The organism is Plastoroseomonas arctica (assembly GCF_018128965.1).
Classification (GTDB): domain Bacteria; phylum Pseudomonadota; class Alphaproteobacteria; order Acetobacterales; family Acetobacteraceae; genus Plastoroseomonas; species Plastoroseomonas arctica.
Genome location: NZ_JAAEDH010000007.1, coordinates 1 through 25,440, shown reverse-complemented (window position 1 = coordinate 25,440; position 25,440 = coordinate 1). Strand labels below are relative to the sequence as shown.

The 25,440-nt window shown below is 70.4% G+C and carries 20 protein-coding genes; 9 read left to right on the top strand and 11 right to left on the bottom strand.

Annotation, left to right across the window (positions count from 1 at the left end; all coding sequences use genetic code 11):
- The first annotated feature begins 130 nt into the window (after positions 1–130).
- Positions 131–1,561 (top strand): dihydrolipoyl dehydrogenase family protein, encoded by a 1,431-nt coding sequence (locus GXW79_RS07760; RefSeq protein ID WP_211873805.1) that lies wholly within the window; start codon positions 131–133, stop codon positions 1,559–1,561.
- Here the strand turns inward: GXW79_RS07760 and GXW79_RS07755 are convergent.
- Entirely contained in the window at positions 1,558–2,730 is a 1,173-nt protein-coding gene (locus GXW79_RS07755; RefSeq protein WP_367614845.1) for an MFS transporter, read from the bottom strand. The two genes, GXW79_RS07760 and GXW79_RS07755, sit on opposite strands and share 4 nt — an antisense overlap.
- Before the next feature lie 124 nt (positions 2,731–2,854).
- Positions 2,855–3,217 carry a DUF1127 domain-containing protein gene (locus tag GXW79_RS07750; RefSeq protein WP_211873803.1) on the bottom strand — a complete coding sequence of 121 codons (363 nt, stop codon included), beginning with the start codon at positions 3,215–3,217 and terminating at the stop codon, positions 2,855–2,857.
- A 206-nt stretch (positions 3,218–3,423) separates the two neighbouring features.
- Here GXW79_RS07750 and GXW79_RS07745 point away from each other — a divergent pair, with 206 nt between their 5' ends.
- Positions 3,424–5,190: an aminopeptidase P family protein gene (locus tag GXW79_RS07745; RefSeq protein ID WP_367614836.1), complete on the top strand. Its 1,767-nt coding sequence runs from the start codon at positions 3,424–3,426 to the stop codon at positions 5,188–5,190.
- The gene (locus GXW79_RS07740; protein ID WP_211873801.1) at positions 5,187–5,942 is read left to right on the top strand and encodes an esterase/lipase family protein; all 756 of its coding nucleotides are present in this window, start codon (positions 5,187–5,189) and stop codon (positions 5,940–5,942) included. Before GXW79_RS07745 ends, GXW79_RS07740 begins: the two co-directional genes overlap by 4 nt.
- A gap of 309 nt (positions 5,943–6,251) precedes the next feature.
- Here the strand turns inward: GXW79_RS07740 and ligA are convergent, their stop codons facing one another.
- The 8 genes from ligA to GXW79_RS07700 all read right to left on the bottom strand — a co-directional run bounded on the left by ligA (position 6,252) and on the right by GXW79_RS07700 (position 14,445).
- Entirely contained in the window at positions 6,252–8,360 is a 2,109-nt protein-coding gene (gene ligA / locus GXW79_RS07735) for an NAD-dependent DNA ligase LigA (protein WP_211873800.1), read from the bottom strand.
- Complete coding sequence (locus GXW79_RS07730) at positions 8,357–8,842, bottom strand: GNAT family N-acetyltransferase (RefSeq protein WP_211873799.1); 486 nt, start codon at positions 8,840–8,842, stop codon at positions 8,357–8,359. The genes ligA and GXW79_RS07730 overlap by 4 nt, the downstream gene beginning before the upstream one ends.
- The gene (locus tag GXW79_RS07725) at positions 8,839–9,312 is read right to left on the bottom strand and encodes a GNAT family N-acetyltransferase (RefSeq protein ID WP_211873798.1); all 474 of its coding nucleotides are present in this window, start codon (positions 9,310–9,312) and stop codon (positions 8,839–8,841) included. Before GXW79_RS07725 ends, GXW79_RS07730 begins: the two co-directional genes overlap by 4 nt.
- On the bottom strand, positions 9,309–10,982 hold the full coding sequence (gene recN, locus GXW79_RS07720; RefSeq protein WP_211873797.1) for a DNA repair protein RecN: 1,674 nt from the start codon (positions 10,980–10,982) through the stop codon (positions 9,309–9,311). Before recN ends, GXW79_RS07725 begins: the two co-directional genes overlap by 4 nt.
- 19 nt (positions 10,983–11,001) lie before the next feature.
- Positions 11,002–11,880, bottom strand: coding sequence for an outer membrane protein assembly factor BamD (locus GXW79_RS07715; protein WP_211873796.1), 879 nt, complete (start codon positions 11,878–11,880; stop codon positions 11,002–11,004).
- A 96-nt stretch (positions 11,881–11,976) separates the two neighbouring features.
- Positions 11,977–12,933, bottom strand: a complete 957-nt coding sequence (lpxC, locus tag GXW79_RS07710; RefSeq protein WP_211873795.1) for a UDP-3-O-acyl-N-acetylglucosamine deacetylase — start codon at positions 12,931–12,933, stop codon at positions 11,977–11,979.
- Positions 12,934–13,193: 260 nt separating this feature from the next.
- A complete protein-coding gene (locus GXW79_RS07705) occupies positions 13,194–13,649 on the bottom strand; it encodes a hypothetical protein (protein ID WP_211873794.1) in 456 nt (151 codons plus the stop codon).
- Positions 13,650–13,683: 34 nt separating this feature from the next.
- Positions 13,684–14,445, bottom strand: a complete 762-nt coding sequence (locus tag GXW79_RS07700) for an ImuA family protein (RefSeq protein ID WP_211873793.1) — start codon at positions 14,443–14,445, stop codon at positions 13,684–13,686.
- Positions 14,446–14,737: 292 nt separating this feature from the next.
- On the opposite strand from GXW79_RS07700, the gene GXW79_RS07695 reads away from it, so the two are divergent.
- From GXW79_RS07695 to GXW79_RS07680, 4 genes are all read left to right on the top strand, one after another.
- A complete protein-coding gene (locus tag GXW79_RS07695) occupies positions 14,738–15,742 on the top strand; it encodes a cysteine synthase A (protein ID WP_211873792.1) in 1,005 nt (334 codons plus the stop codon).
- An 8-nt stretch (positions 15,743–15,750) separates the two neighbouring features.
- Positions 15,751–16,395, top strand: a complete 645-nt coding sequence (cysE, locus tag GXW79_RS07690; RefSeq protein ID WP_211873791.1) for a serine O-acetyltransferase — start codon at positions 15,751–15,753, stop codon at positions 16,393–16,395.
- A gap of 49 nt (positions 16,396–16,444) precedes the next feature.
- A complete protein-coding gene (locus GXW79_RS07685) occupies positions 16,445–19,792 on the top strand; it encodes a DEAD/DEAH box helicase (RefSeq protein ID WP_211873790.1) in 3,348 nt (1,115 codons plus the stop codon).
- A gap of 125 nt (positions 19,793–19,917) precedes the next feature.
- A complete protein-coding gene (locus GXW79_RS07680) occupies positions 19,918–21,048 on the top strand; it encodes a hypothetical protein (protein ID WP_211873789.1) in 1,131 nt (376 codons plus the stop codon).
- Positions 21,049–21,123: 75 nt separating this feature from the next.
- Here GXW79_RS07680 and GXW79_RS07675 read toward each other — a convergent pair whose 3' ends face one another.
- On the bottom strand, positions 21,124–22,641 hold the full coding sequence (locus GXW79_RS07675) for an ABC-F family ATP-binding cassette domain-containing protein (RefSeq protein WP_211873788.1): 1,518 nt from the start codon (positions 22,639–22,641) through the stop codon (positions 21,124–21,126).
- A gap of 599 nt (positions 22,642–23,240) precedes the next feature.
- Here GXW79_RS07675 and GXW79_RS07670 point away from each other — a divergent pair.
- The gene (locus GXW79_RS07670) at positions 23,241–24,212 is read left to right on the top strand and encodes a tripartite tricarboxylate transporter substrate binding protein (protein WP_211873787.1); all 972 of its coding nucleotides are present in this window, start codon (positions 23,241–23,243) and stop codon (positions 24,210–24,212) included.
- 9 nt (positions 24,213–24,221) lie between these two features.
- Positions 24,222–25,217: an NAD-dependent epimerase/dehydratase family protein gene (locus tag GXW79_RS07665; protein ID WP_211873786.1), complete on the top strand. Its 996-nt coding sequence runs from the start codon at positions 24,222–24,224 to the stop codon at positions 25,215–25,217.
- Positions 25,218–25,440 lie beyond the last annotated feature (223 nt).

Below are 25,440 nucleotides of genomic sequence, written 5' to 3'. Positions count from 1 at the left end.
AGGCCCGGACGTATAGGGAGCCTGTGGCGTGGGCGTCAACCTTGGGCGCCCGGGAGCCAAGTGATAAAAAGAAAAGATTGGGGGTCCGGGGGAAATTCTTTTCCCCCGTCTTTTTGTTTCTGGAGGCTGCATGCCCGATCTTGTCGACGTGGTTGTGATCGGCGCCGGCGCCGCCGGTCTCTCGGTCGCGGCGATCTCCGCCGGCCTGGGCCTGAAGGTGGTGCTGATCGAGCGCGCCAAGATGGGCGGCGATTGTTTGAACTACGGCTGTGTCCCCTCCAAGGCGATGCTCGCCGCCGGCCACGCCGCCGCCCAGGCGCGCGGCGCATATCGTTTTGGGGTCAGGGTGTCCGAGCCGGAGATCGACTGGGCCGGCGTGCGTGCGCATGTGCAGGGCGCCATCGCGCGTATCGCCCCCAATGACAGCGTCGCGCGGTTTCGCGGCATGGGGATCGACGTGATCGAGGCGTCGGCCCATTTCATCGCCCCGGACGAGGTCGAGGCCGGCACACGGCGCATCCGCTTCCGCCGCTGTGTGATCGCCGCCGGCAGTGCAGCCATCATCCCGCCGATCCCGGGCCTGGGCGAAGTGCTCTACCTCACCAACGAGACCCTGTTCGACCTGGAGGAAGCGCCCGAGCATCTGGCGATCATCGGCGGCGGCCCGATCGGACTGGAAATGGCGCAGGCGCATGTGCGCCTGGGCTGCAAGGTCAGCGTGATCGAGGCCGCCGCCGGCATCGCGAGCCGCGAGGACCCCGAGCTGGTCGCGGCGCTGCGCGACGTGTTGGTGCGCGAGGACGTGGCCTTCCATGAGGGCGTGAAGGTGGATCGCGTGGCGCGCGATGGCGCGGGCGTTACGATCATGCTGGGTGATGGCGGACGGGTCACGGCGTCGCACCTGTTGCTGGCGACGGGACGGGCGCCGCGCCTCGCGGCCCTCGACCTGGTGGCGGGGCAGGTGGAGGCGAGCCCGCGCGGTATCACCACCGATGCGGGGTTGCGCAGCGTGAGCAACAGGCGGGTCTTCGCCTGTGGCGACATCGCGGACCCAGCCGGGATCGGCCCGCGCGCCTTCACCCACGTCGCGAGCCAGCATGCCGGGGTGCTGGCGCGGCGGATGATCTTCAAGCTGCCCGCCAAGGTGGATTACGCCGCCTTGCCGCGTGTGACCTACACGGACCCGGAGATTGCGCAGATCGGGCTGACCGAGGCGGAGGCGCGCGCGGCGGGGCATACGGAGCTTGCCATCCTGCGCTGGCCGCTGGTCGAGAATGACCGCGCCGTGGCGGAGGGGATCGAGGGCGGCCTGATCAAGCTGGTCGCGACGAAGAAGGGGGTGCTGCTGGGCGCGTCGATCCTCGCCCCCGGGGCAGGGGAGATGGCGGGGACCTATGGGCTGATGATCGGGCGGAAGTTGAAGCTCTCCGCTCTGGCGGGGGTCGTGCTGCCCTATCCGACGCTGGCGGAGATGGGCAAGCGCGCGGCGGGGGATTTCTACACGCCCAAGCTGCTGAGCCCGGCGGTGAAGCGGGTGGTTGGATGGCTCAAGTATGTCTAGGCCGCCACGGCCCGCCCCGGCGCTCGGATGGACCAGTTGAACGCCACCGCCGCCAAGCCGACGATCACCATCACTAGCCAGAACGCCGCGTAGCTGCCGCTCATATCCACCAGGATCGCGCCGGTGCCGGCGCCGAGGAACCCGCCCACCTGGTGCGAGAAGAAGCACAGTCCATACAGCGCCCCGAGATCGCGCACCCCGAACCGCCGCGCGATCGCCGCCGAGGTCAGCGGGATGGTCCCAAGCCAGACGAAGCCCATCACCGCGGCGAAGATCATCGTTCCCCATTCGCTCGGCGCGGATGACGCGAAGGCCGCGATCGCGACTGTGCGGATCAGATAGATGACGCCCAGCGCCCGCTCCGGCCGAACGATGCCCGCAAGCCGCCCGCACAGCCAGGATCCGGGGATGTTGAACAGACCCACCAGCATCAGCGCCGTGGCCCCGAGCGACAGCGGCAGGCCGCAGAGTGCGAGGTGCGCCGGCAGATGCGTAGTCAGGAAGGCCAGCTGGAACCCGCAGGCGAAGAAGCCCAGCGTCAGCAGGGCAAAGCCCCTGTCGGCAAAGGCGGTCCGCGCCAGTGCCGGGAGCCCGGCCAGGCCTACCGGCGGCGGCCCCAGGCGGGCGGCGGGGCGCCATTCCAGCCGGGGTGCCGCGATGAAGGCGAGCAGCAGGGTCGAACACAGGATCAGCAGGGCGGTCTGAGTGCCGAACGCGTTGATGCTGCCCATGGCGAGCGGGACCATCGCCGCCTGCCCGAAGGACCCGCCGGCGGAGGCCAGCCCCATGGCATTGCCGCGCTGCTCGGGCGGTACCGCGCGCGCGACGGCGGAGAGCACCGTGCCCGCGCCGGCACAGGCCACGCCCAGCCCGGTCAGGATGCCGATGCCGATGAACACCGTGATCGCGGAAGGATAAGCGGCCACCAACGACAGGCCGCAGGCGTATAGCCCCGCACCGATCAGCGCGATGCGCCCGGCGCCGAACTTGTCCGCCATCGCCCCGGTGAAGGGCTGGCTCAGGCCCCACAGAAGATTATGCGTCGCGACCGAGAGCCCGATGGCCGTCGCCGTCACGCCGTGCTCGACGCCGAGCGGCAGCAGGAACAGCCCGAAGGTCTGCCGGATGCCCAGCGCCAGGCTCACCGACAGGGCGGCGGCGAAGATCACGGTCAAGGCGCTGCGTGTCATTTCGCCATAGGGCAATGTTACACGGCGACGGGAGAAGCAGCGGCTGCGCGGGGCAGCCATGCGTGGCGGCGGGCGAGGTGGTGCCTAGCCCGCCGCCTGGCATTCAGGCGTGCTGCGGGCGGCCCGAGCGCAGGGCGACCGGCGCCTTGCGCTTCGCTGCGACGAAGTCGGGGTCGAACACGCGCGGGATGTCGGCGCGGGTCAGCCCGATATCGGCGAGTTCGCGCGACGTGAGCGCGAGCAGGTCGCTATAGGCGCGGCGCTTGGCCGGGAAGGTCACGACCGCGCGGACCAGGGTCGCGACGGCGGTGGCGGTGGCCTTCAGCCCCTGGCGAAGGTTCTGTGCGAACAGCGCATCGCCTTGGGTTGTCGCGGCGACGCGCAGGGCCTCGCGCTCGGCGGCATCGCGCATGCCGATGGTGGGGCGGAGGGCAGTCAGCTCACTCTGGGTGATACGGGCGTCCATGGTAGTGTTCCTCAAGAAGCGGGATGCCCTGTCCGCGCCGGATGGCGATCACCACCTCGGCGCCGGAGCATTGTCCGCTTCCGGAATGTAGGTACGCTTATGAGCTGAGCGATGCGGCAATGCAGCATTGGAGCTGCGATCGTACCGCATGGCTTCCTGTGGATGCATGCAATTATTTGGTAACACCTCGTGAGGACGCCACCCACGTGACTGCTGACCAACGCCTCGCCGCGCTCCGTACCCGCCTCGCCGCCGTCGGCATTGACGGCATGCTCGTCCCGCGCGCCGACGAGCATCTGGGCGAATACGTCCCCGCCTCTGCCGAGCGCCTGGCCTGGCTCACCGGCTTCACGGGGTCCGCGGGCATGGCCATCGTGCTGCGGGAACGCGCCGCCATCTTCACCGATGGGCGCTACACGCTCCAGGTCACCCAGCAGACCGACCCGGCCCTGTGGGAACGCCGCCACCTCACCGAGGAACCGCCTGCCGAATGGCTGCGCGCGAACGCCGCGGGGCTGCGCATCGGATTCGATCCCTGGCTCTACGCCGAGCCCGCGCTCGCCCGCTTCGAAGCCGCCGGCATCACGCTCGTCCCGCTCGAGACGAACCCGATCGACACGGCCTGGGCGGACCGTCCGGCGCCGCCCGGCGCGCCGCTCATCGCCCATCCCACCCGCTTCGCCGGTCGCGAGGCGGCCGAGAAGCGCGCCGAGCTCGCCGCCACGCTGTCCGCCGCCGGCCAGGATGCGGTGGTGCTGGCCGACCCGGCATCGTCCGCCTGGCTGCTCAACATCCGCGGCCAGGACGTGCCCTTCACGCCGCTGGCGCTGGCCTTCGCGATTGCGAAGTCCAGCGGCGCGGTCGATCTGTTCATCGACCCCGACCGTGCCGATGCCGAAACCCGCGCCCATCTCGGAAACGCTGTGCGCCTGCGCCCGCGCGGCGAATTCCTCGCGGCGCTCGACGCGCTGGGCGGGCAGCGCGTGCGGATCGACCCCGACGCCACGCCCGCCGCCATCGCCCGGCACCTGCGCGCCGCCGGTGCGGTGCTGCACCTGGCCGAAGACCCGTGCCGGATGCCGCGCGCCTGCAAGAACGCCACCGAACAGGCCGGCGCCCGCAACGCTCACCATCGCGACGGTGCCGCCATGGTGCGCTTCCTCGCCTGGTTCACGGCCACCGCGCCAGGCGGCGCCCTGACCGAAATATCCGCCGCCGAAGCCCTGCTCGCCGAACGCGCGAAAGACCCGATGTTCCGCGGCGAAAGCTTCCCCGCCATCGCCGGCAGCGGGCCCCACGGCGCCATCGTCCACTACCGCGTCAGCCCCGAGAGCAACCGCGCCATCGCGCCGGACGAGGTCTTCCTGCTCGATTCCGGCGGCCAATACGCGGACGGCACCACCGACATCACCCGCACTCTCTGGACCGGCCCCGGCCCCGCACCGGCGCTGCTCCGTGCCCGCGCCACCCGCGTGCTGCGCGGCCATATCGCGCTCGCCTCGCTCTGCTTCCCCGAAGGTGTCGCCGGCCCCCACCTCGACGCCATCGCCCGCCGCCCGCTTTGGGACGCCGGGGAGGATTTCGACCACGGCACCGGCCATGGCGTCGGCAGCTACCTCTCCGTCCATGAAGGCCCTGTCGCGTTCAGCCGCGCCGCCCGCCCCGTGCCGTTGCGCGAGGGCATGATCCTGTCCGACGAGCCCGGTTTCTACGCCGTGGGCGAATACGGCATCCGGCTGGAGAACCTAATCCTTGTGCGCCGCGCCGAACGTCCCGGTGCGAACCGCCCCTTCCTCGACTTCGAAACCCTCACCCTCGCCCCCTTCGACCGCGCGCTGATCGAGCCCGCACTGCTCACCCCCGCCGAACGCTGCTGGCTCGACGGCTACCACGCCCGCGTGCTCGCCGAGATCGGCCCGCTTCTCGACGCGCCCACCCTCGCCTGGCTCGACACAGCCTGCGCACCGCTGTGACGCTGCCCGGCCGGCGCATCCTCCTCGTCCACGGCCTGATGGGCGAGGTGATGGCGGCGCTCCGCCCCATCGGTATCGACTACATGCAAAGCCTCGCCGCATGGCTGCGCGAGGAACGCGCCGAGGTCAGCGTCGTCAAGCTGCCGACCGCCGAACCCATCATCCGCAACGGCCTCGCACTCCGCGCCGCCATTGCCGCCGAGCCACGCCCGCCGCTGGTCATCGCGCACAGCAAGGGTGGCCTCGAAGCCCTGACTGCACTGATCGACCCCGGAACCGCCGACCGCTGCGCGGGCTTCATCGCCCTGCAGTCGCCCTTCTTCGGCAGCCCCGTCGCAGACCTCGTCACCGCGACGCCCGCGCTGGACGCCACCGCGACCACCCTCGCGCACCTGCTTCGCATCGGCAGCGGCGAAGGCATCCGAGACCTCACCACCACACGCCGCCACGCCTGGATGACCACCCACGCCGCCGCCATCCAATCCCTGACGAACCAAATCCCCATCCTCTGCGTCGCCACCACCATCCCCGCCCGCGCCGCCCACGGCCGCGATCGCGCCTACGCCATCGCCGCCACATGGATGCGCCAACGCGGCGCCGGCCCCAGCGACGGCCTGGTGCCGCTGAGCAGCGCCCTCATCCCCGGCGCCCCAAGCCTGATCCGCGAAGGCAGCCACATCGCCTGCGTGAGCCAGGGACAGGGACGCGACCCGGTCGGGATACTGAAGGCCGCGCTGGAGGCACTGGGGTAGGAGAAGGCAAGGCTGGGGCGCTGCCCCAGACCCCGCCGGGGATCGCGCCGATCCCCGGGCCCCTGCATGTGTTGGTGCTGGTTCTGGGAGCTGGCTCTGGACTTTTAGGAGCGCCTGTCATCGGGAGAGGGTGGCCGATAAGCGCTCACCATTGGTGAGCGATCCTCCGGCCACCCTCTCCCGATGACAGGCATTCTCGACAAGGGTCGAGAACCATCCTCCAAAACCCAAGAACCAACAGACGGAGGTCCAGGATCGACACGATCCTGGCGGGGTCCAGGGGCAGAGCCCCTGGCCTTGCTTTCTTCCCTACCCCACCGCCATCGCGCGCCATTCGGCTTCCGTCAGGGTCGCGACTCCGAGTTCCGTGGCTTTCGCGGCTTTGGAGCCGGCGTCTTCGCCGATGATCACGTAGTCGGTTTTCTTCGACACGCTCTTGGTCACTTTGGCGCCGAGGCGTTCGGCGATGGCTTCGGCTTCGTCGCGCGTCATGGTGGTGAGTGTGCCGGTGAAGACCACGGTCTTGTTGGCGAAGGCGGTGTTGGTGGTGGCGGTGGTGGTGGCGGGGGCGGGGCGAGCTTCTGCGGCGAGGTCATCGAGGGCTTCGAGGTTGCGCGGTTCGGCCGCGAACTCGACGAGTTCCTGGGCGATGGCGGGTCCGATGCCTTGGATGGCGCCGAGTTCCTCGCGCGCTTCGGAGCCGATGATGCGGGCGTCGACCATGCGGGCGCGCCAGTGTTCGAAGCTGCCGTAGTGGCGGGCGAGGAGCTTGGCGTTCTGCGCGCCGATCCGGCGGATGCCGAGGGCGAAGAGGAAGCGTTCGAGCGCAACGCCGCGGCGGGCTTCGATGGCGTCGAGCAGTTTGGTGATCTTGCGGTTTCCCCAACCTTCCCAGGTGGCGAGCGTATCGCGGTGGTTTGCCAGGCGGAAAATGTCTGCGGGTGTGGCGACCAGCTTTGCGGCGTGCAGGGCGATGATGTTCTCGGCGCCGAGCCCTTCGATATCCATCGCGTTGCGCGAGGCGAAGTGGATCAGGCGCTCCTGCTGCTGGGCGGCGCAGATCAGCCCGCCCGTGCAGCGGCGCACGACCTCGCCTTCGGGCCGAATGGCGTGGCTGTGGCAGATCGGGCAACGGGTGGGAAAGGCGTAGGGTTCGCGGGCCTGGTGCGCGTTGTCGTCGATGATTCCGGTGATCTGCGGAATGACGTCTCCGGCGCGTTGGAGGATGACGGTGTCGCCGATGCGGATGTCCTTGCGCGCGATCTCGTCTTCGTTGTGCAGGGTGGCGTGGCGCACCACGACGCCGCCGACGGCAACGGGTTCCATGATGGCGCGCGGGGTGAGGGCGCCGGTGCGGCCAACCTGGATGTCGATGTTGAGGAGGACCGTGCGCGCCTGTTCGGCAGGGAATTTCCACGCGGTCGCCCAGCGCGGTGCGCGGCCGACGAAGCCCAGGCGCTGCTGCCAGGCGAGGTCGTTGAGCTTGTAGACGACGCCGTCGATCTCGTAGTCGAGCGCCGGGCGCGCAGTGGCGATCTCGGCCTGGAAATCGGCGGCGGCATCCTCATTCGGCAGCAGGCGGGACAGCGGGTTCACGGAAAATCCCCATGCACGCAGGCGGTCGAGGAATTCGGCGTGGGTGGCGGCGGGCGCCTCGCTCGCCTCGCCCATGGCGTAGGCGAAGAGGTTGAGCGCGCGCCCGGCGGTCACGCGCGCATCCTTCTGGCGCAGCGAACCGGCGGCGGCGTTGCGCGGGTTTACCGGGACCACGATGTTGTCGCCGAGCTTTTCCCCCGCGCTGCGGCGCGCGTCACGGGCGGCAAGTGCGGCAACCTGGAGCGCGCGGAAGGCGAGGAAATCCGCGCGCGTCATGTAGACCTCGCCGCGGATCTCGATGCGGGCGGGGCAGGGGGCAGCGAGCTTGCGTGGCAGGCTGGCCAGCGTGAGCAGGTTGGCGGTGACGTCCTCGCCTTCGAGGCCGTCGCCGCGCGTGGCGCCGCGGGTGAAACGGCCATTCTCGTAGAGCAGGTTGATGGACAGGCCATCGATCTTGGGCTCGGCGACAAGCGGCAGCGCCTGGTCCGCGGGAAGGCCGAGGAAACGGCGGATGCGCGCGGCGAAATCGGCGAAATCATTGGGTTCGAAGACGTTGTCCAGGCTCAGCATCGGCACGCCGTGGCGCGATTTGGCGAAGCCTTCGGCGGCGGATGCACCGACGCGATGCGTCGGGCTGTCGGCGCGGATCAGGTCGGGGAATTGCGCCTCGATGTCGCGGTTGCGGCGCACCAGCGCGTCGTATTCGGCGTCGGTGATCTCGGGCGCGTCGTCGCGGTGGTAGAGCGCGTCATGGCGCGCGATCTCGGTGGCCAAGCGTTCGAGTTCGGCGGCGGCTTCGGCCTCGGTCAGGGTCTCGCTCATCGCTGGGCCTCGTCGGCAAGGTGGCGGAGGGCAGCGCCCTCGAGCAGAAGCCCGGTGAAGCCGCCCTCCAATTCCGCGCCGATCGCGCGGTAGAACGCCGTCGCCTCCTCGTCGCCGTCATCGACACCCCACCAGAGGCAGCCGACGCCCTCGGCCTGGCCGCGCGCCGCGAGGGCGGCCATCAGCGCGCGGGCATGGCCACGCCTTCGCGTGGCGGGTTCGACGTAGAGGTCGAGCAGCATCGCGCAGGGTGCCGCGCGCTCAGCGTCATAGACGAGGCCGGCGGTGGCGAAGCCCACCAGCCGCTCCGCCTCCACTGCCACCAGCAGCCAGGCGAGCGGCGCATCGCCCAACAGGTCGCGCCGGACGATGGCGTCCGTCATCGGTACGCGCGGCGTGTTGCCGTCGAGGCTGTTGATTGCGTTGATCAGAGCCGCGACCGCCCCCGCTTCCTCCGGCCGCGCTGCGCGCACCCGGCTCACCGGGGTGCCTCCGCGGCGAGGCCGAGGAAATCCTCCCCGGTGCTGGCGAAGGCGAGGATGCGCTCGCCATGCCCGCCGATGCGGCGGTAGAGCGCGTGCGCGGCGTGGTTGTCCCCGGCCGCCGTGAGCCAGAGGTGGCGGGCGCCCTGCGCCTGGCCGGCGCGGGCGAGGGCGGCCAGCAGCGAGCGCGCCACGCCACGGCGCCGATGCGCCGGGTCCACGTAGAGGTCGCCGACATAGACGCCGCGCTCGGCATGGCCGGTCTCATAGGTCGGGTGTGCGGTCGCGTAGCCAATCAGCGCGCCATCCGCCTCGGCCACCATCACCATCGTGGCGTCCCCGCCGATCACGTCGCGGGCCAGGGTCGTGGCATCGATCAGCCCGGTCGGGTTGCCCTCCGCCGAGTTAAGGGCGCGCACCAGCGCGAGCAGGGCAGGGGCGTCCTCCGCGCGGGCGGCACGGCAGGTCATGGCGCGGCGAGCAGGCTTTCGGCCGCGGCGCGCGCGGCATCCGTCACGATCTCGCCCGCCAACATGCGTGCGATCTCCTCGCGCCGCGCGCTTTCGGGCAGCGGGATGACGCGCGTCTCGGCGCGCCCCGCGCGGACCGACTTCGCTACCTGGAAATGCGCGGCGCCCCGCGCGGCCACCTGCGGCGAATGCGTGACCACCAGCACCTGCAGCCGCTCCGCCACGCGCGCGAGGCGCTCCCCCACGGCGGCCGCCGTGGCGCCGCCGATGCCGGCATCGACCTCGTCGAAGATCAGCGTCGGCACCGGCGATCCGCGCGCGAGCACCACCTTCAGCGCCAGCATCAGCCGCGACAGCTCGCCACCCGAGGCGATCTTCGCCAATGGCCCCGGCGTCTGCCCCGGATTGGTCGCGACCAGGAAGGCCACGCGGTCCTGGCCATCGGATCCCCACTGCGCTTCCTCGCGCGCAGCGATGTCCATCACCAGGCGCGCGCGATCCAGCTTCAGCGGTGGCAATTCGCGCGCGACGGCGCGTTCCAGCTTCTCCGCGCTGGCGCGACGCGCGGCACTCAGCGCGGCGGCCGCGGCGAGGTAGGCGACGCGCGCCGCTGTGGCCGCGCGGGCCAGTTCTGCGACGCGCCCGGTGCCGGCATCGAGCGAGGCGAGACGGTCCTGCAGGGATCCCAGCAGCGCGGGCAATTCGATAACCGGGATCTGGTGCTTCCGCGCAGCCGCTCGCAGCGCGAACAGGCGCTCCTCCACCTGCTCCAGCCGCTTCGGGTCGGGGCCGGCTTCGGCCATCAGGCGCGACAGCGCGCTCTCGGCCTCCGCCATCGCCTCCTGCGCGGTGTTGAGCGCGAGCAGCGCCGGCTGGGCTTCCTCATTGGGCGGCGGCAGACGTTCCAGCGCGCGCGCCGCCTCCCGCAAGGCCCGCGCCGGCGAAGCGCTGCGCCGGTCCTTCGGTGTCAGTTCCGCCAGCGCGGAGGCAATCGCTTCCGCGCGCCGCTCGCCCTGTTGCAGGCGTTGGCGGTCGGTGGCGAGCTCGGCCTCCTCGCCATCCTTGGGCGCGAGTTCCACCAGCTCCCCGATCGTGTGGCGTAGCCAGTCCTCGTCGCGCTGCGCGGCGGCGATGGCTGCCTCGGCCTCGGCGAGCGCGCGCTCCGCCCCGCGCCATTGCGACCAGGCTGCGGCGACGGCTGCGCGCGACGGTTCCAGCCCACCGAAGGCATCGAGCAGTCCGGCATGGGTGGTGGGGTCGGCGAGGCCCACCTGGTCATGCTGGCCCTGCACCTCGATCAGCAGGGCGCCCAGGCGCTTGAGCAGCGCCACGCCCACCGGCTCGTCATTCACGAAGGCACGCGAACGGCCATCGGCCTGCACCACGCGGCGCAGCACGATCTCCTCCTCCGTTGCCATGCCGTGTTCGGCGAGCAGCGCGAAGGCCGGGTGGGCGCGCGGTGGGGCGAATCCGGCCGCCACACTCGCCTGCGCCTGTCCGCTCCGCACGATGCCCTGCTCGGCGCGATTGCCGAGTGCGAGGCCCAGCGCATCGAGCAGGATCGACTTGCCCGCGCCGGTCTCGCCCGTGAGCACGGTAAGTCCGGGACCGAATGCGAGGTCCAGCCGCTCGATCAGCACCACATCGCGGATGGCCAGCGTGGCGAGCATGAAGCGCGCCCCGTCCTTCTCAGAAAATCCAGCCCACCGCGCGACGAAGCAGCCCCGGACGCTCGCCGCTGGGCGAGACGCCGTCGCCCACCAGCGCATAGGTGTCCTGGTACCATTCATTGCCCGGGTAATTGTGCCCGAGCACGGCGGCCGTGCGCCGCGCCTCATCACGCAGGCCGAGCGTCAGATAGATCTCGGTCAGCCGGTGCAGCGCCTCGGGCACGTGGTTGGTGGTCTGGAATTCCTCGACCACGCGGCGGTAGCGGCCGATCGCGGCGGTGTAGAGGCCCTGGCGCTGGTAGAAGCGCGCGATGTGCATCTCACGACCCGCCAGGTGGTCACGCGCAAGGTCGATCTTGAGGCGTGCGTCGCGGGCATAGGCGGTGTCGGGGAAGCGGCTCACCACATCCTGCAGCGCGGCCATGGCGATCTCGGTCTGGCGCTGGTCGCGCTCGGAATCGTTGATCTGCTCGTACTGCGACAGCGCGCGCAGGTAGTAGGCGTAGGCGATGTCGCGATGCGCCGGGTGGAGCTGGATGAAGCGGTCGAGCGCGCCGATCGCCTCGGTGTAGCGGTTGCGCTGATACTCGGTGTAGGCGGCCATCAGCTTCGCGCTGGTCGCCCAGGTCGAATAGGGGTGCTCGCGCTCGACCGCGTCGAAGGCGCGCGCGGCGGTCGCGAAGTTCTGCGCGCGCAGCTGGCGCATGCCCTCCGCATACAGGTCCTCAGGCGCCGCCTCGCTGGCGGCTGTCGTGCCGGAGCTGCTGCTGCGTGTGGTCGAGTTGCTGATGCGGCCGGCATTGGTGCCGTCCCAGGGGCGCGGGTTGGAATCACCGCAAGCGGCGAGCCCGGCGGTGACGGCGAGGATCGGGAGCAGCGTGACAAGCTTGAATCGCATGGTGCGGACCGTGATGCTGGTGCCGTTCTATATCATGGCTTGGCGCGGCAACGCCAAGCCGGGCCCGCGACGGCCCCGATCCTCAGTCGCCGGCGCTCAGTCGCGTGCAGGTGAGGCCGCGGCCGGCAGGCGGGCGCCGACGCCGTCATAGGCCATTTCGGAGGCGCCCACGCGACGCCAAGCGGTCTGGTCCGCGAACAGCGCGCGCAGCACGCGGTTGTTCAGCGCATGACCGGAACGGTTACCGCGAAAGCGCGCCTTGAGCGGGGCGCCGGCGAGCGCCAGGTCGCCCACCACGTCGAGCATCTTGTGACGAACGAACTCATCCGCGCTGCGCAGCCCGCCGGGGTTGAGCACCAGCGGCCCGTCCACCACAACCGCATTGGCGAGGCTGCCGCCGCGGGCGAGCCCGGCCTTGCGCAACCGGGCCACATCCTCGGCGAGGGTGAAGGTGCGCGCATCGGCGAGGATGTCGCGGAAGCCGTGCGACGTCACCCGCATCGACAGGCGCTGGCGGCCGATCGCGGTGTTCGGGAAGTCGATCTCGAGTTCGGCCTCGAAGCCACCCTCGCGGGCGGGCAGCAGCTCGGCGAAGGCGCCCGAGGCGTCCTCGACGCGGACGGGGCGCAGGACTTCGATCGCGGCGCGGGGCGCGGCAGTGGTCACGATGCCGGCGCAGTCGATCAGGAACAGGAAGGGGGCGGCGGAGCCGTCCAGGATCGGCAGCTCGGCGGCGTCCACGTCGACCTCGGCATCGTCGATGCCGGCGCCGGCGAAGGCGGCCATGAGGTGCTCGATGGTGCCGACGCGCAGGTCGGGTGCTTCGTCCGACGCGATGGCGGTGCACAGGCGAGTATCGACCACCTGGTCGAAGCGCGCGGCGATGGTCGCGCCGCCGAGGTCGGTGCGCCGGAAGACGATGCCAGTGCCGGCCGCGGCGGGACGCAGCATGAGCGAAACGCGACGGCCGGTGTGCAAGCCAATGCCGGTGCAGCCGATCGCGCTTTTCAGCGTGCGGCGTCGCCCGTGCTCAGCTTGGATGGAACCGTCCATGAGACCCCTGTACCCAAATGGGCCGGGCAGGTTGCCCGGCTTTCGCGCGATGGCCCATGAAGGGAGCCGTCACCGGATCATCTCACCCGTTCAAAGGTGTTGGTGATCCCAGGCCAAGATGGCCGCGTGGGGACGGAGAAGCCACTCAATCCATGTTTCGAGATATTACCGCATAAGCACCTGGAAAGGTTATGTTCTTGCAATGCACAAAAGGGCAGGAATATGGCCGCATTGGGGCATGGTTTCGCTCCTTTCCCGGCTCAGCGCGGTCCGCCCGCCGCCCAGGGCTCGCGCAGCGCATGCCCTGCATCGCGCAATGCCGCGGCAAGGCGGGCGCCAAGCGACAGGGCCTGGCAGGCGCCGAGCAGGGGCAGCCAGCGCAGCCAGATGGCAAGGGATTCACGCTCCGCGCCTCGCTGGGCGAGTGCTGTCGCGAGCAACAGCCCTCCCTCGGCCGGGTGGATGCCGGGGCAGAACCGGCAAGCGAAGGGCGCAGTACCCCAGGGGCTGAGGCGCAGCAGCGCATCGAGCGGTTCCAGCGCCGCGCCGGCATCGGCGCTGGCCAGCAGCATCCGCAGCGCCGGGGCGGGGGGCCGCCCCGCCTTCGCCTCCTCCTGCCACAATCGCGCGGCGTCGAGCAGCAGGCGCTCGGGTCCGGGCAGGTCGTCGGCCGCCTGGTCGAGCCAGGGCCAGAGGGGGATGCCGCGTGTGGCCATGCTGTCTGAAGACTCCGCCGATGAGACCGGCAGGCTAGGTCAGATGAGAATGATTCGCAATATCGTCCTCCTCGGTGGTGAGGCTGTCCGTGCTGGCTCGCCACCGCGTCTCCCAGCTCTGCGGCCTGCCGCCGCGGCAGCGCAGCAGCTCCAGCCGCCAGCCAGGATCGCCGAGGTCGTGCGGCGAGCCGGTGCCGGCAATGGGGGAGACGCGCCAGCGGGTCAGTGCCGGGGAGGCCTGCCCCGCGCCGGTATCCCCGCGCAGCAGCAGCCCGATCGGGCCGCCTGATTCCGCCGCGAGCTGCAGCCGCCGCGCGGCGGTGAGGTCGATCTCCCGCAATTCCAGCAGCGCGCCGCCGATCGCCGGGCAGCGCAGCGATTCCTCCATCGCCCAGAGCCCGTCCTGCGCAGTGCCGGCATGGACGAAGACCAGGTTCTCCGGCCGCAGCCCGAAGCGCGCGAGGCCCGGCGGCCAGGCGTCGGGGTCGGGGCCAATCCAGAGCACGGTGGTCTCCGTCCGCGCCAGGATCAGGGCGGCGAAGGCGGTGGTCGCGCCGATGTGGGGGCCGGTGATCTCGTGCAGCCCAGCCCGCGCCAGCCCGCCCCAGGGCAGTGCGGCGTCGATGGAAGGCGAGAGCTTGATCGCCCGGCCATCGCCGCGCTCGAGCGCTTCGGCCGCGCCGCCGCGCTCGATGGCGGTGACGCGGGCGCGGAGCGCGGCCAGCGTCGCGGCACGGTCCATGGCCGGAGGCGCCTCGGCGGCAGTGTCCATGGCGGGAGGGGGGGCGAGGTCCATGTTCCAGTTATGTTCTTACTAAGCGCGGCTTGCGTCAATGATCCAGTGCCGCCGGGGCTCAACGCGGGTCTGGCCAAGCGCGACATCGCTTTCTCCCTGTAGCGCGACGCGAAGCCGTATTTGGCCCAAGACATCCAGCAGGGAGTATCAGGTTCTCCGAACGCGCACTCCTGGACCACGTTCTTCTCAGGGCCGCCCGGCATGTCGTTCCCCCGCATGGCAGCAGCGCGGGCATGCCTCTTGAAGCGTGACCAATGCAACCGAATCTCACCGCACGATCAAGGAGATTACCATGCCGGCGCATATCGTGGAGGGGTTCGCCGGCGCGGTCGGCAACACGCCCCTGATCCGCCTCCGCCGCGCCTCCGAGGCGACCGGCTGCGAGATCCTGGGCAAGGCGGAATTCATGAACCCCGGCGGGTCGGTGAAGGACCGCGCAGCCCTCGGCATCATCGAGGCCGCGGAGCGCGACGGCCGCCTCACGCCCGGCAAGCCGGGCGTTATCGTCGAGGGCACGGCCGGCAACACAGGCATCGGCATCACGCTCGTCGCCAATGCGCGGGGCTATCGCTCCATCATCGTCATGCCCGAGACCCAGAGCCGGGAGAAGATCGACTTCCTGCGCATGATCGGCGCCGATCTGCGCCTGGTCCCGGCGCTGCCCTATTCGGATCAGGGCAACTACGTGCATGCCTCCCGCCGCCTCGCCGGCGAGATGGGCGCGGTGCACGCGAACCAGTTCGACAACCCGGCCAACGGCAACGCGCACGAAGCGACCACCGGCCCGGAGATCTGGGACCAGACCAATGGCGGCGTCGATGCCTTTACCTGCTCCTGCGGGACGGGGGGAACGCTCGCCGGCGTCGCGCGCGCGCTCAAGTCGCGCAAATCATCGGTGCGCATCGTGCTCGCCGACCCGCTCGGCAGCGGGCTGTATGCCTGGGTCAAGACTGGCCAGGTGAAGGCGTCGGAGGGCAATTCCATCACCGAGGGCATCGGCCAGGCAGCCCGCGTTCCGGGCAATCTCGAGGGCGCGCCGATCGACGACGCGGAATCGATCCCCGATGCCGAGGCACTGGAGCAGGTCTATGCGCTGCAGTCGGAGGAAGGCATCTCGGTCGGCGGCTCCGCCGGCATCAACGTCGCGGCCGCGATCCGCGTCGCGCGCGCGATGGGCCCGGGCCACACCATCGTGACCATCCTGTGCGACGGTGCGGCGCGCTACCAGTCCAAGCTGTTCAATCCCGAATTCCTGCGCGGCAAGGGCCTGCCCGTCCCCGCCTGGCTCGAGGCCTGAGAGACGCCATGGAACTCCTCGAACTCGCCCGCAACATCCGCGCCCGCGACCCGGCCAAGCCGAACTGGCCGGAGACCATCCTGTGCTATGCCGGGCTGCACGCCGTGGTGTGGCACCGCATGGCGCACGCGCTGTGGCGTGGCGGGATGCGCGCGCCGGCGCGCTGCATCTCCCACCTGTCGCGGTTTCTCACGGGGATCGAGATCCATCCCGGCGCGAAGATCGGCCGGCGGCTGTTCATCGACCACGGGATGGGCGTGGTGTTCGGCGAGACCGCCGAGGTGGGCGACGACGTCTACATGTATCACGGGGTGACGCTGGGCGGCCTCACCACCGCCACCGGCAAGCGCCACCCGACGATCGGCAATGGCGTGACGATCGGCGCGGGGGCCAAGGTGCTCGGGCCCATCACGGTGGGCGACGGGGCGCGGATCGGCGCCAACGCCGTGGTCGTGCGCAATGTACCCGCCGACCAGACGGTGGTTGGCATCCCGGCCCGCCCGCCCGGCGACGATCCTTGCTCCGATCCCGGCATCGGCTATGGCCTGACGCGGCCCGAGGCAGACCCGGTCGGCGAGCAGCTCGCGGCCTTGCGGGCCGAGGTGGCGCTGCTCCGCGCCGAGGTCGCGCAGCGCGAGCGCGTGGGCTCCTGAGTGATTGATGGGTTGGCGCGGACCCGCCCAGCGGGTAACCGCCGCCCCCATGGCTGAACATCTCGACCGCGCCGTCTTCGATCACATCCGCAGCGGCGCCGTCATGGCGGAGTTCATGCCCAGCGTGCGCGACGCTGGCCGCGCCTATGCCGCCGAAGGGCGCGTGCTGTCGCGGCGCATCAGCAGCGGCGGCTGGGTGATCGATGCCGAGACCGCCGGCACCGCCAAGCGCCCCTATGCGCAGAACATCGTGTTTTCGCGCGGGCCCCGGCACAAGCTGGTGCTCGAGGGCATCTGCACCTGCCCGGTCAACTTCAACTGCAAGCACGTGGCCGCGGTGCTGATCGCGATGCAGGGCGGCCTCGCCGCGCGGCCATCGACCCCGGCCGCGGTGCCGGATGGCCGCCTGCCCTCGGACGTGGCGCTCTGGCTCGACAGCCTCGACGCCGGCGTGGCGGCGGAGGCGGCGTCGCGCGTCGAAGGCACGCAGCTGCGCTATATCCTCGACATCGTCCCGAGCTTCCGCGGCGGGATGGCGCTGCACGCCGTCGCCACGGTCTGCCGCATCCGCAAGGATGGCACCGCCGGGCAGCCGCGCCCGTTCAATGTCCGCACGGTCGAGCTGCCGATGGCCCATGTGGGCGCGGGCGACCGGCTGATCCTTCGCCGCCTGGGCCGGCTGTCGGATGACAGCCGTGGCCTGGCCGAGGATGACGACCCGGCCGGTCTGTTGCGCCAAATCCTCGCCACCGGCCGCGCCCATTGGCAGGACGTGGCGGGCCCGCAGCTTCGCGAAGGCCCGCCATGCGCGGCCGCCATCGCCTGGGAGGTCGCGACCGACGGCAGCCAGCGTGCGGGGCTGCCGCTGGACCCCCCACTGGTCGGGTTGTCGCTGCCGATGCCGTGGTACTTCGACCCGGCGAGCGCCACCTTCGGTCCGGTCGAGGCCGGCCTGCCCGATGCCATGGTGCGGACCCTGCTCGCCGCACCGCCGATCCCAGCCGCGCATGTGGAACGGGTCGCTGCGGAACTCGCGCGCCGGCTGCCCGGTGCCCCGCCCCCCTTCGCGCCGGGCGCCGCCGAGGATGTGGAAGCGCCGGCCTCGCCGCGGCTGCGCCTCACCCGCGCCTCTCTGCCCTTCGACCCCGCCGCGGCCGCTGCCGACCCGTTGTTCAAGACCGCACCGCGCGTGACCGAGACACCGGCCGCGCGCCTGTCCTTCGGCTACGGGCCGGTGGTGGTGCCGCCCGGATCCCCGCTCGGCGTCGCGACCGTCACGCAGGGCGGGCGGCTCTACCGCGTCACCCGCGAGCGCGAGGCGGAGCGCGCCGCGATGCTGCGCCTGGATGCGCTCGGCCTGGTCGACGTCGCGGCCATCATCCCCGGCCATCTCGGCCGCGAGGTGCCGGGGACGTACATCCTCGACCCCGACAATGCCGGCGCGGACTGGTTCGACATCGTGACCGCGGGGGTCGAGGCGTTGCGCGAGGAGGGCTGGCAGGTCGAGGTCGCCACCGACTTCCCGCTGCGCATCGTGCTGCCCGATTCCGACGTGGATGCGCGGCTGCAGGAAGGCCAGGGCACCGGCGCGATCGACTGGTTCGACCTCGAACTCGGCGTCATCGTCGACGGCAAGCGCCTGGACCTGGTGCCGCTGCTGCTGCGCATGATCGAGGGTGGCCGTGGCGTCTCCCTCGTCGAGCACCATGACGACGACGAGCCCTTCCTCATCCCCCTCGACGATGGCCGGCTGCTGACGCTGCCGATGGCGCGGCTGCGCCCGATCCTGATGGCGCTCGCGCATTTCCACGCCGGTGGCGGCACCCAGGGCGGCAAGGTCCGCTTCACCCGCCGCGACGCCGCCGAGGCCGCAGCACTGGAGGAAGCCACCGGCCTCGCCTGGTCGGGCGGCGAGCAGATCCGCACGCTGGGCCGCATCCTGGCCCAGGCCGGGGGCCGGGTGCCGCCGGTGGCGTTGCCCGAGGCGTTCCTGGGCGCGCTGCGGCCCTACCAGGCGGAGGGCGTGGCCTGGCTGCAATTCCTGCGCGAGGCTGGGTTCGGCGGCATCCTCGCCGACGATATGGGCCTGGGAAAGACGGTGCAGACCCTCGCCCACCTCGCCATCGAGAAGCAGGCGGGGCGGCTGGATCGTCCGGCGCTGATCATCTGCCCGACCAGCCTGATCCCGAACTGGACGCGCGAGGCCGCGCGCTTCGCCCCTCACCTGAAACTGCTGGCGCTGCATGGCCCGACGCGGCGGGAGCATTTCGCCAGTATTGATCAGCACGACCTGGTGCTGACCACCTACCCGCTGCTCGCCCGCGACCATGAGGCGCTGGTGCCGCAGCCCTGGCACATGGTGGTGCTGGACGAAGCGCAGATCATCAAGAACCCCAAGGCGGAAGCCACGCGCGCGGCGATGCGCCTCAAGGCCCGCCAGCGCATCTGCCTGTCCGGCACGCCGCTGCAGAACCACCTCGGCGAGCTGTGGTCGCTGTTTGATTTCCTCACGCCGGGCTTTCTCGGCGCCGAGCGGGATTTCCGTGCCCGCTACCGAACGCCCATCGAGAAGCACGCCGATGCCGAGCGCCAGGTGGCACTCACCCGCCGCGTGCGCCCCTTCCTGCTGCGAAGGACCAAGGCCGAGGTCGCCTCCGACCTGCCGCCGCGCACCGACATCGTCGAGCCCGTGGAGATGGAGGCGCCGCAGCGCGCGATCTATGAGGGCATCCGCCTGGCCATGCATGGCCGCGTGAAGGACGCGATCGCGGAGCGGGGCCTCGCGCGGTCGGGCATCATCATCCTCGATGCGCTGCTGAAGCTGCGCCAGGCGTGCTGCGACCCGCGGCTGCTGGAGCTACCGGCGGCGCAGAAGGCCGAAGCCGGATCGGCCAAGCTGGAACGGCTGATGGAGCTGCTGGAATCACTGGCCGATGAGGGGCGGAGGGTGTTGGTCTTCTCCCAGTTCACCTCCATGCTGGCGCTGATCGAGGCGCGGTTGAAGGCGGCGGGGATGGACTACGTGATCCTCACCGGCTCCACGAAGGACCGGGCGACGCCGGTGGAGCGCTTCCAGGCCGGCGAGGTGCCGATCTTCCTGGTCAGCCTCAAGGCGGGCGGCGTGGGGCTGAACCTGACGGCGGCGGATACCGTCATCCATTACGACCCCTGGTGGAACCCCGCGGCCGAGGACCAGGCGACGGACCGGGCGCACCGGATCGGCCAGACCAAGCCGGTCTTCGTGCACCGGCTGATGACGCTGGGCAGCATCGAGGAGAAGATCGAGGTGCTGAAGGACAAGAAGCGGGCGCTGGTGGCGACCGTGCTGGGCGGCGCGCAGTCGGGCGGCGCGCCGCTGGATGAGGCGGATATCGCGGCGCTGTTCGGCGAGGTCTGACGGCGCGCCGCGCCGCTGCGGTTTTCCCTTGAGTCTGGGTGCATGGCCGGCGTGAATGAGCCGCCCGACGATGATGCGCGACGCGGCCCGCCCGGGTGACCCTTCCTGGTTGCTGAGGCTACGTCATGCGCACACCGATGCCGCCGGCCGACCCACCACCACCACCGCCGATGCCGCCACGACCGACGCCGGGGCTCGCTGCCTGGACCAACGAGGGGCTGCGCGGACCGGTGCGGCTGCCCTGGCTGCCCGACGACCTCGCGCGCATGCCTGTCGAACTGGTCCTCTGCGCGATCTGCGCCGCGCTGGCAGGGCTCGTGATCGCCTTCCGTGTGTCGGGGGCGGAGCGCCTGCTCGCCATCGTGTTCTTCGCAATCGCCGCCTGGCTGGTCTGGGGGGACGCCGGCCGTCGCGCCGCCAGGCGGGCACGGACCTTCATCGACGTCGACCCGGCGCGCGGCGTCCTGCGCGTTGCCAATGCCGAGAGCGGCCTGGACATCGACCTTCCCTTCGGGGCGCTCGGCGCCGTCGCGGTGCGGCGTTTCGCGGACGGGGCGCATGTGATGGTCAGGCGGCGCGACGCGCCGGACGTGCTGATCTCGGGCGCCTTGGCACCCGCTGCTGCGCAGGAGGCGGCGGCCGCGCTCGCGCGCCGGCTCGGTGTTCCCTGCGATGCCGCCCCGACCGCCCCGATGGCTGCGCTCACCGTGGCTGTGCCGGATGTCCCGGTCGCCAATCCCGACCCGCCACCGGAGGTGCCGGACCCGCCCCATGCCCAGCATATACCGCTCAGCCCGAACCCCGTCGCGGCCGGGCGGATGGCGCTTTGGGTGGGCGGCTTCGTGGTGCTGTGCGGTCTGTTCCTGCTGCTGATGAGCGGCGCGCCGGCCTTCATGCGATTGGGTGGGTTGGGCGTCATCGTCCTTGGGCTGGCCACCATGCGCCTCCAGCAACCATGGGAGGAGGCTGCGCGCGAGCAGGCGGTGGTCGTCGACCATGTGGCCGGGACGGTGACGCTGCGCGGGCTGGCCTACACCGATATCCTGCGCACTCGCGTCGCCGACCCGGTTGTCCTCTCGCTGGCCGCGGTGCGCCGCGTGGCGGTGTTCAAGATGAGCGAGGAACCCGGACTGGCGATCGACGTGCTCGACCGCCCGCGGGTCATGCTGCCAGCCGGCGGGTGCGTCGCCGAGGTGGAGGCGCTCGCCCAACGCCTGGCGGCGACGATGGGCTGCCCGGTGGAAGAGGCCCAATGATCCGCGCCGCGCCTTCGCGCGCCGCCTGGATGCAACCCGGCGATCCCTGAATCCTTGGCGGTGGCAAGGCTCCGGCTACCTGACCATCGCCGCCGCGAAATAGGCATCCGGCGCATCGATCTCGACGAGCCGTCCGCGCTCGATCAGCCAAAAGCGGTTGCCGACACTCTTCACGAAGCGGCGGTCATGGGAGACCAGAATGCAGGCCGCTTCGCCGCGGTTGAGTTCGCCTTCGAGCGCTTCCTGGCCCTCGATGTCCAGGTGATTCGTCGGCTCATCGAGGAGGTAGAAATTCGGCTCCTCCAGCCGCAGGATCAGCATTGCCAGGCGCGCTTTCTGGCCGCCGGACAGGGTGGAGACCATCCGCCCCTGGCGCTCGACCACGAAGCCTGCGCCGGCGAGCAGCGCCCGGATGCGCTGCTCGCCGACCTCGAAGCGGTCCGCGATCGCCTGGTGCAGCGTCTCGCCCGGCCTCAGGTGGCTCAGCGTCTGGTCGCAGATGCCGGGGATGATCGAGGGGTTGATACGGAACCCTGCATGGGTCTCGCCGCGCATCACCCGCGTGACGTGGTGCAGCAGGCGCGACTTGCCCGCACCATTGCCGCCGAGCACGACCACCCGGTCGCCCGGATGCACCCACAGTTTCCCCGTGCCGAAAAGCGGCCGCCCATCGGGCGTGGTGACCCGGACCTCATGCATCGCCAGCAGCGTCTTTGCGTCGGTGCCGCCATCCGACAGCCGGATCTTGCCGGCCGAGGCGGCGCGATGCGCCGGACGGGCCGCGGACTCGATCCGCTCGGCGCGATCCTTCAACTGCCTGGTCTTGACCGTGAGCAGGTCGGAGCCGGAGTTGATGCCGATATTGTTCAGCTTGGCCGCCTGGCGGCGCAGCTGGTCCGCCTGCCGCAGCGCATTCGCATGCTCGCGGGCCGTCGCCGCGTCCAGCGCGTCGAGGCTGGCGCGGGCCGCCGAATAGGGCAGAGCGAACGCCACCGAGACATCGGGGCGAAGGAACAGGGTCCGGCTGGTGGTCTCGTCAAGGAAGGCGCGGTCGTGGCTCGCGATCAGCAGCGCCGTCTCCTTCGGCAATGCCGCCGTCCAGCGCTGCAACTGCCCGATCCGCTGGAGGTCGAGGTGGTTGGTCGGCTCATCCATCAGAAGGATGTCGGGTTCGGTCAGCCAAGCCTGGGCCAGCAGCGCCATGCGCTGCCACCCGCCGCTGAGTTCGCCGAAGGGGTTGGCGCGCAGGCCCTCGGGAAGTTCGAGCGCATCGAGCACGACGTCCGCCCGCCAGGCCTCCCAATCACGGGTTCCGGCCGGCAGCGCCGCCAGCACGACATCCCGCATGGGCAGGCGAAGGAGGTCCGGGTCGGGATCCTGCACCATCAGCGTGACGCGGATGCCACGGGCGGTGCGGCAGCCGCCTTCGGTCGGGTCGGACAGCCCGGCGAGGCATCGAAGCAAGGTGGATTTGCCCCGCCCATTGGCGGCGACGAGACCGAGGCGGTCGCCCTTCTGGATGCTGAATTCGAGGTTGGAGAACAGGCGCGTGCCCAGCGTGATGCCGAGCGAATGGGCTGAAAGGAGGGTCACGGCGGCGGCTTCCTCGTTCCCGGCGGGACGCGATGTCCAGGCACGGGAGATAGGCTTCGGGGATGAGCCGACCGGGAGGAAGGACGCTTGGGTCCGTGACCTGATCAGCCCTGCAAACGCATCTGCAGGGCGAAGACAGGGCCGCGCTGGCGGTGGAGGTGGAAGAAGGTCACGGAGGTCTCGGTTGAGAAGGTTGGTCCACCTGAACGATGATCGCGCCCGTTGGTTTGAGCAAGCATTCCTTGCATTTCGGCGGGCGGTATGAACTAAGAACGTATTATGAACCCATGTGCCTAAGACGGCAGGCTATGCGATGGTCCGCACCGACTGACCCGGTGAGTGAGCGCGTAAGCTGGACACTTGCCAGGGCGGTAAGGTGGTAAGGAATTCCGATTTCCTTGTAAAAATACGTGTCTTTGCAATGGGTTCGGGCCGCGGCGGCGGTAAGGAAACAAGGCCATTTTACGGGGGGCTTGAGGCGTGCCGCACCGCATGGCAAAGCCGTTCATCGCGGGACGGCGCCCGACCTGGTATCGGGTCAAGATCCGCACAAGAAGACCGCCCGCGCAAACGCGCCAGAAACCGCCGAGGATCCGTCCATGTTCCGCCGCACACTCCTGGCCGCCACCGCCGGCGCGCTCGCGACCCCGCACATCGCCAATGCCCAATCCGGCGCCTGGCCGGACCGGCCGCTGCGCATCATCGTGCCCTGGCCGCCGGGCGGGTCGACCGACACCGTTGCGCGCCTGTTCCAGCCCAAGCTGGCCGAGATCCTCGGCCGCCCGATCATCATCGAGAATCGCGGCGGCGCCTCGGGCTCCATCGGATCGGCCGAGGCCGCGCGCGCACCGGCCGATGGCTACACCTGGATGCTTGCCTACGACAACGAGGCGACCAATCAGACCGTCATGCGCCTGCCCTACCGCACGCTCGAGGCCTTCGCCCCTGTCACGCTGGTCGCGACCGGCCCGCTCGCGCTGGTGGCGCATCAGTCAACGCCCTACCGGAGCTTCGCCGATGTGGTGAATGCGGCGAAGGCGGCGCCGGACACGATCGGCTATGCGAGCTCGGGCGTCGGCGGGCTCGCCCATGTCTCGACGGTGCTGCTCTCGGCGCGGTCGGGGATGAGCCTGGTGCACGTGCCCTACCGCGGCGGTGGCCCGGCGCTGCAGGATGCGGTGGCCGGCAACGTGCCGCTGTTCATGTCCAACGTGGTGATCATCTCCCAGCACATCCGCGCCGGCACGCTGCGCCCGCTGGGTGTCACGACGCGCACGGAGAGCCATCACGTGCCCGGCGTGCAAAGCTTCGCGCAACAGGGCGTGGGCGATTTCGAAGCGCCGACCTGGTGGGCCTTCGTCGGCCGCGCCGGCACGCCCGAGCCGATCCAGCGCCGCATGCAGGAGGCGATGGCCCTCGCGCTGGCGGACCCGGAGGTGAAGCGCAAAATCGAGGAGCAGGGCTGCGACGTTGTCGCCTCCAGCGCCGATGCCTGCCGCGCCTTTCTCGCCCAGCAGATCGACAAGTGGGGCGAGGTCATCCGCGGCAACAACATCCGCGCCGACAGTTGAGCTGATCCCGTGACGATCCTGGTCACGGGCGTGGCGGGCTTCATCGGCATGCATGCCGCCGAGGCGCTGCTCGCACGCGGCGAGCAGGTGATCGGGATCGATTCGCTCAACGCCTACTACGACGTGCGGCTGAAGCGGGCGCGACTCGCGCGGCTGGAGGGCAGGGCGGGGTTTAGCTTCCGCCCGATCGACGTCAGCGATCGGGGTGCGATGCTGGCACTCGCCGCGGAGGTGCCGGCCATCACGCGCATCCTGCACCTGGCCGCACAGGCGGGTGTCCGGCACTCGCTGGTCGATCCCTACGCCTATGTCGATGCGAACGTGATGGGGCACCTGGTGGTGCTGGAGCTGGCGCGGCGGCTCCCTGGGCTGCGGCACCTGGTCTATGCGAGCTCATCCTCGGTCTATGGGGGCAATACCGCCTTGCCATTCGCGGAGTCGGATCGGGTGGATACGCCGGTATCGCTCTATGCCGCCACCAAGCGGGCGGGGGAGCTGATGAGCGCCGCCTATGGGCACCTGTTCGGCCTGCCGCAGACCGGACTGCGATTCTTCACCGCCTACGGCCCCTGGGGGCGCCCAGACATGGCACCGTGGCTGTTCGCGGAGGCGATCCTCGCGGGACGTCCGATCACGCTCTACGAGGGCGGCAATCTGAAGCGCGATTTCACCTATGTGACTGATATCGTGGCCGGCGTGGTGGGCGTTCTCGACCGCCCGGCGCCTGTCGAGGCGCCGAGGATCCTCAACATCGGCAATCATCGCAGCGAGCTGGTGTCACGCTTCGTGGCGGTGCTGGAGGATGCGCTGGGCACGCGCGCCGTGATCGAGGTTGCGCCCCGCCCGGCGACCGAAGTGCGCGAGACTTTTGCCGATGTGGACGCCATTTCCGCACTCACCGGCTATGCGCCGACGACACCGATCGAGGCGGGAATTCCACAATTCGCCGCCTGGTTTCGCGATTGGCGAAAAATGGGTGTTGACGGTTCCGTGGCAGGGACATAAAAGCCCGCCACCGCCGAGGAGTAAGGCGCCGGGCACGAGGGTCTGACGCAGGCTCCCACGCAGTGCCCCGAAAGACGGGACAGAGCGCCAACCGAGAAGAGTTTCTCGGGGGGTGTTTTCGTCCCTGAAGGTCGGGGGGTTCTTTGACAATTGCATCTGGTTTGGAAGTATTGGTCACGGTGTATTCGTGTGGCTGATATTGATGCTTGTGATGGTCCTGTCC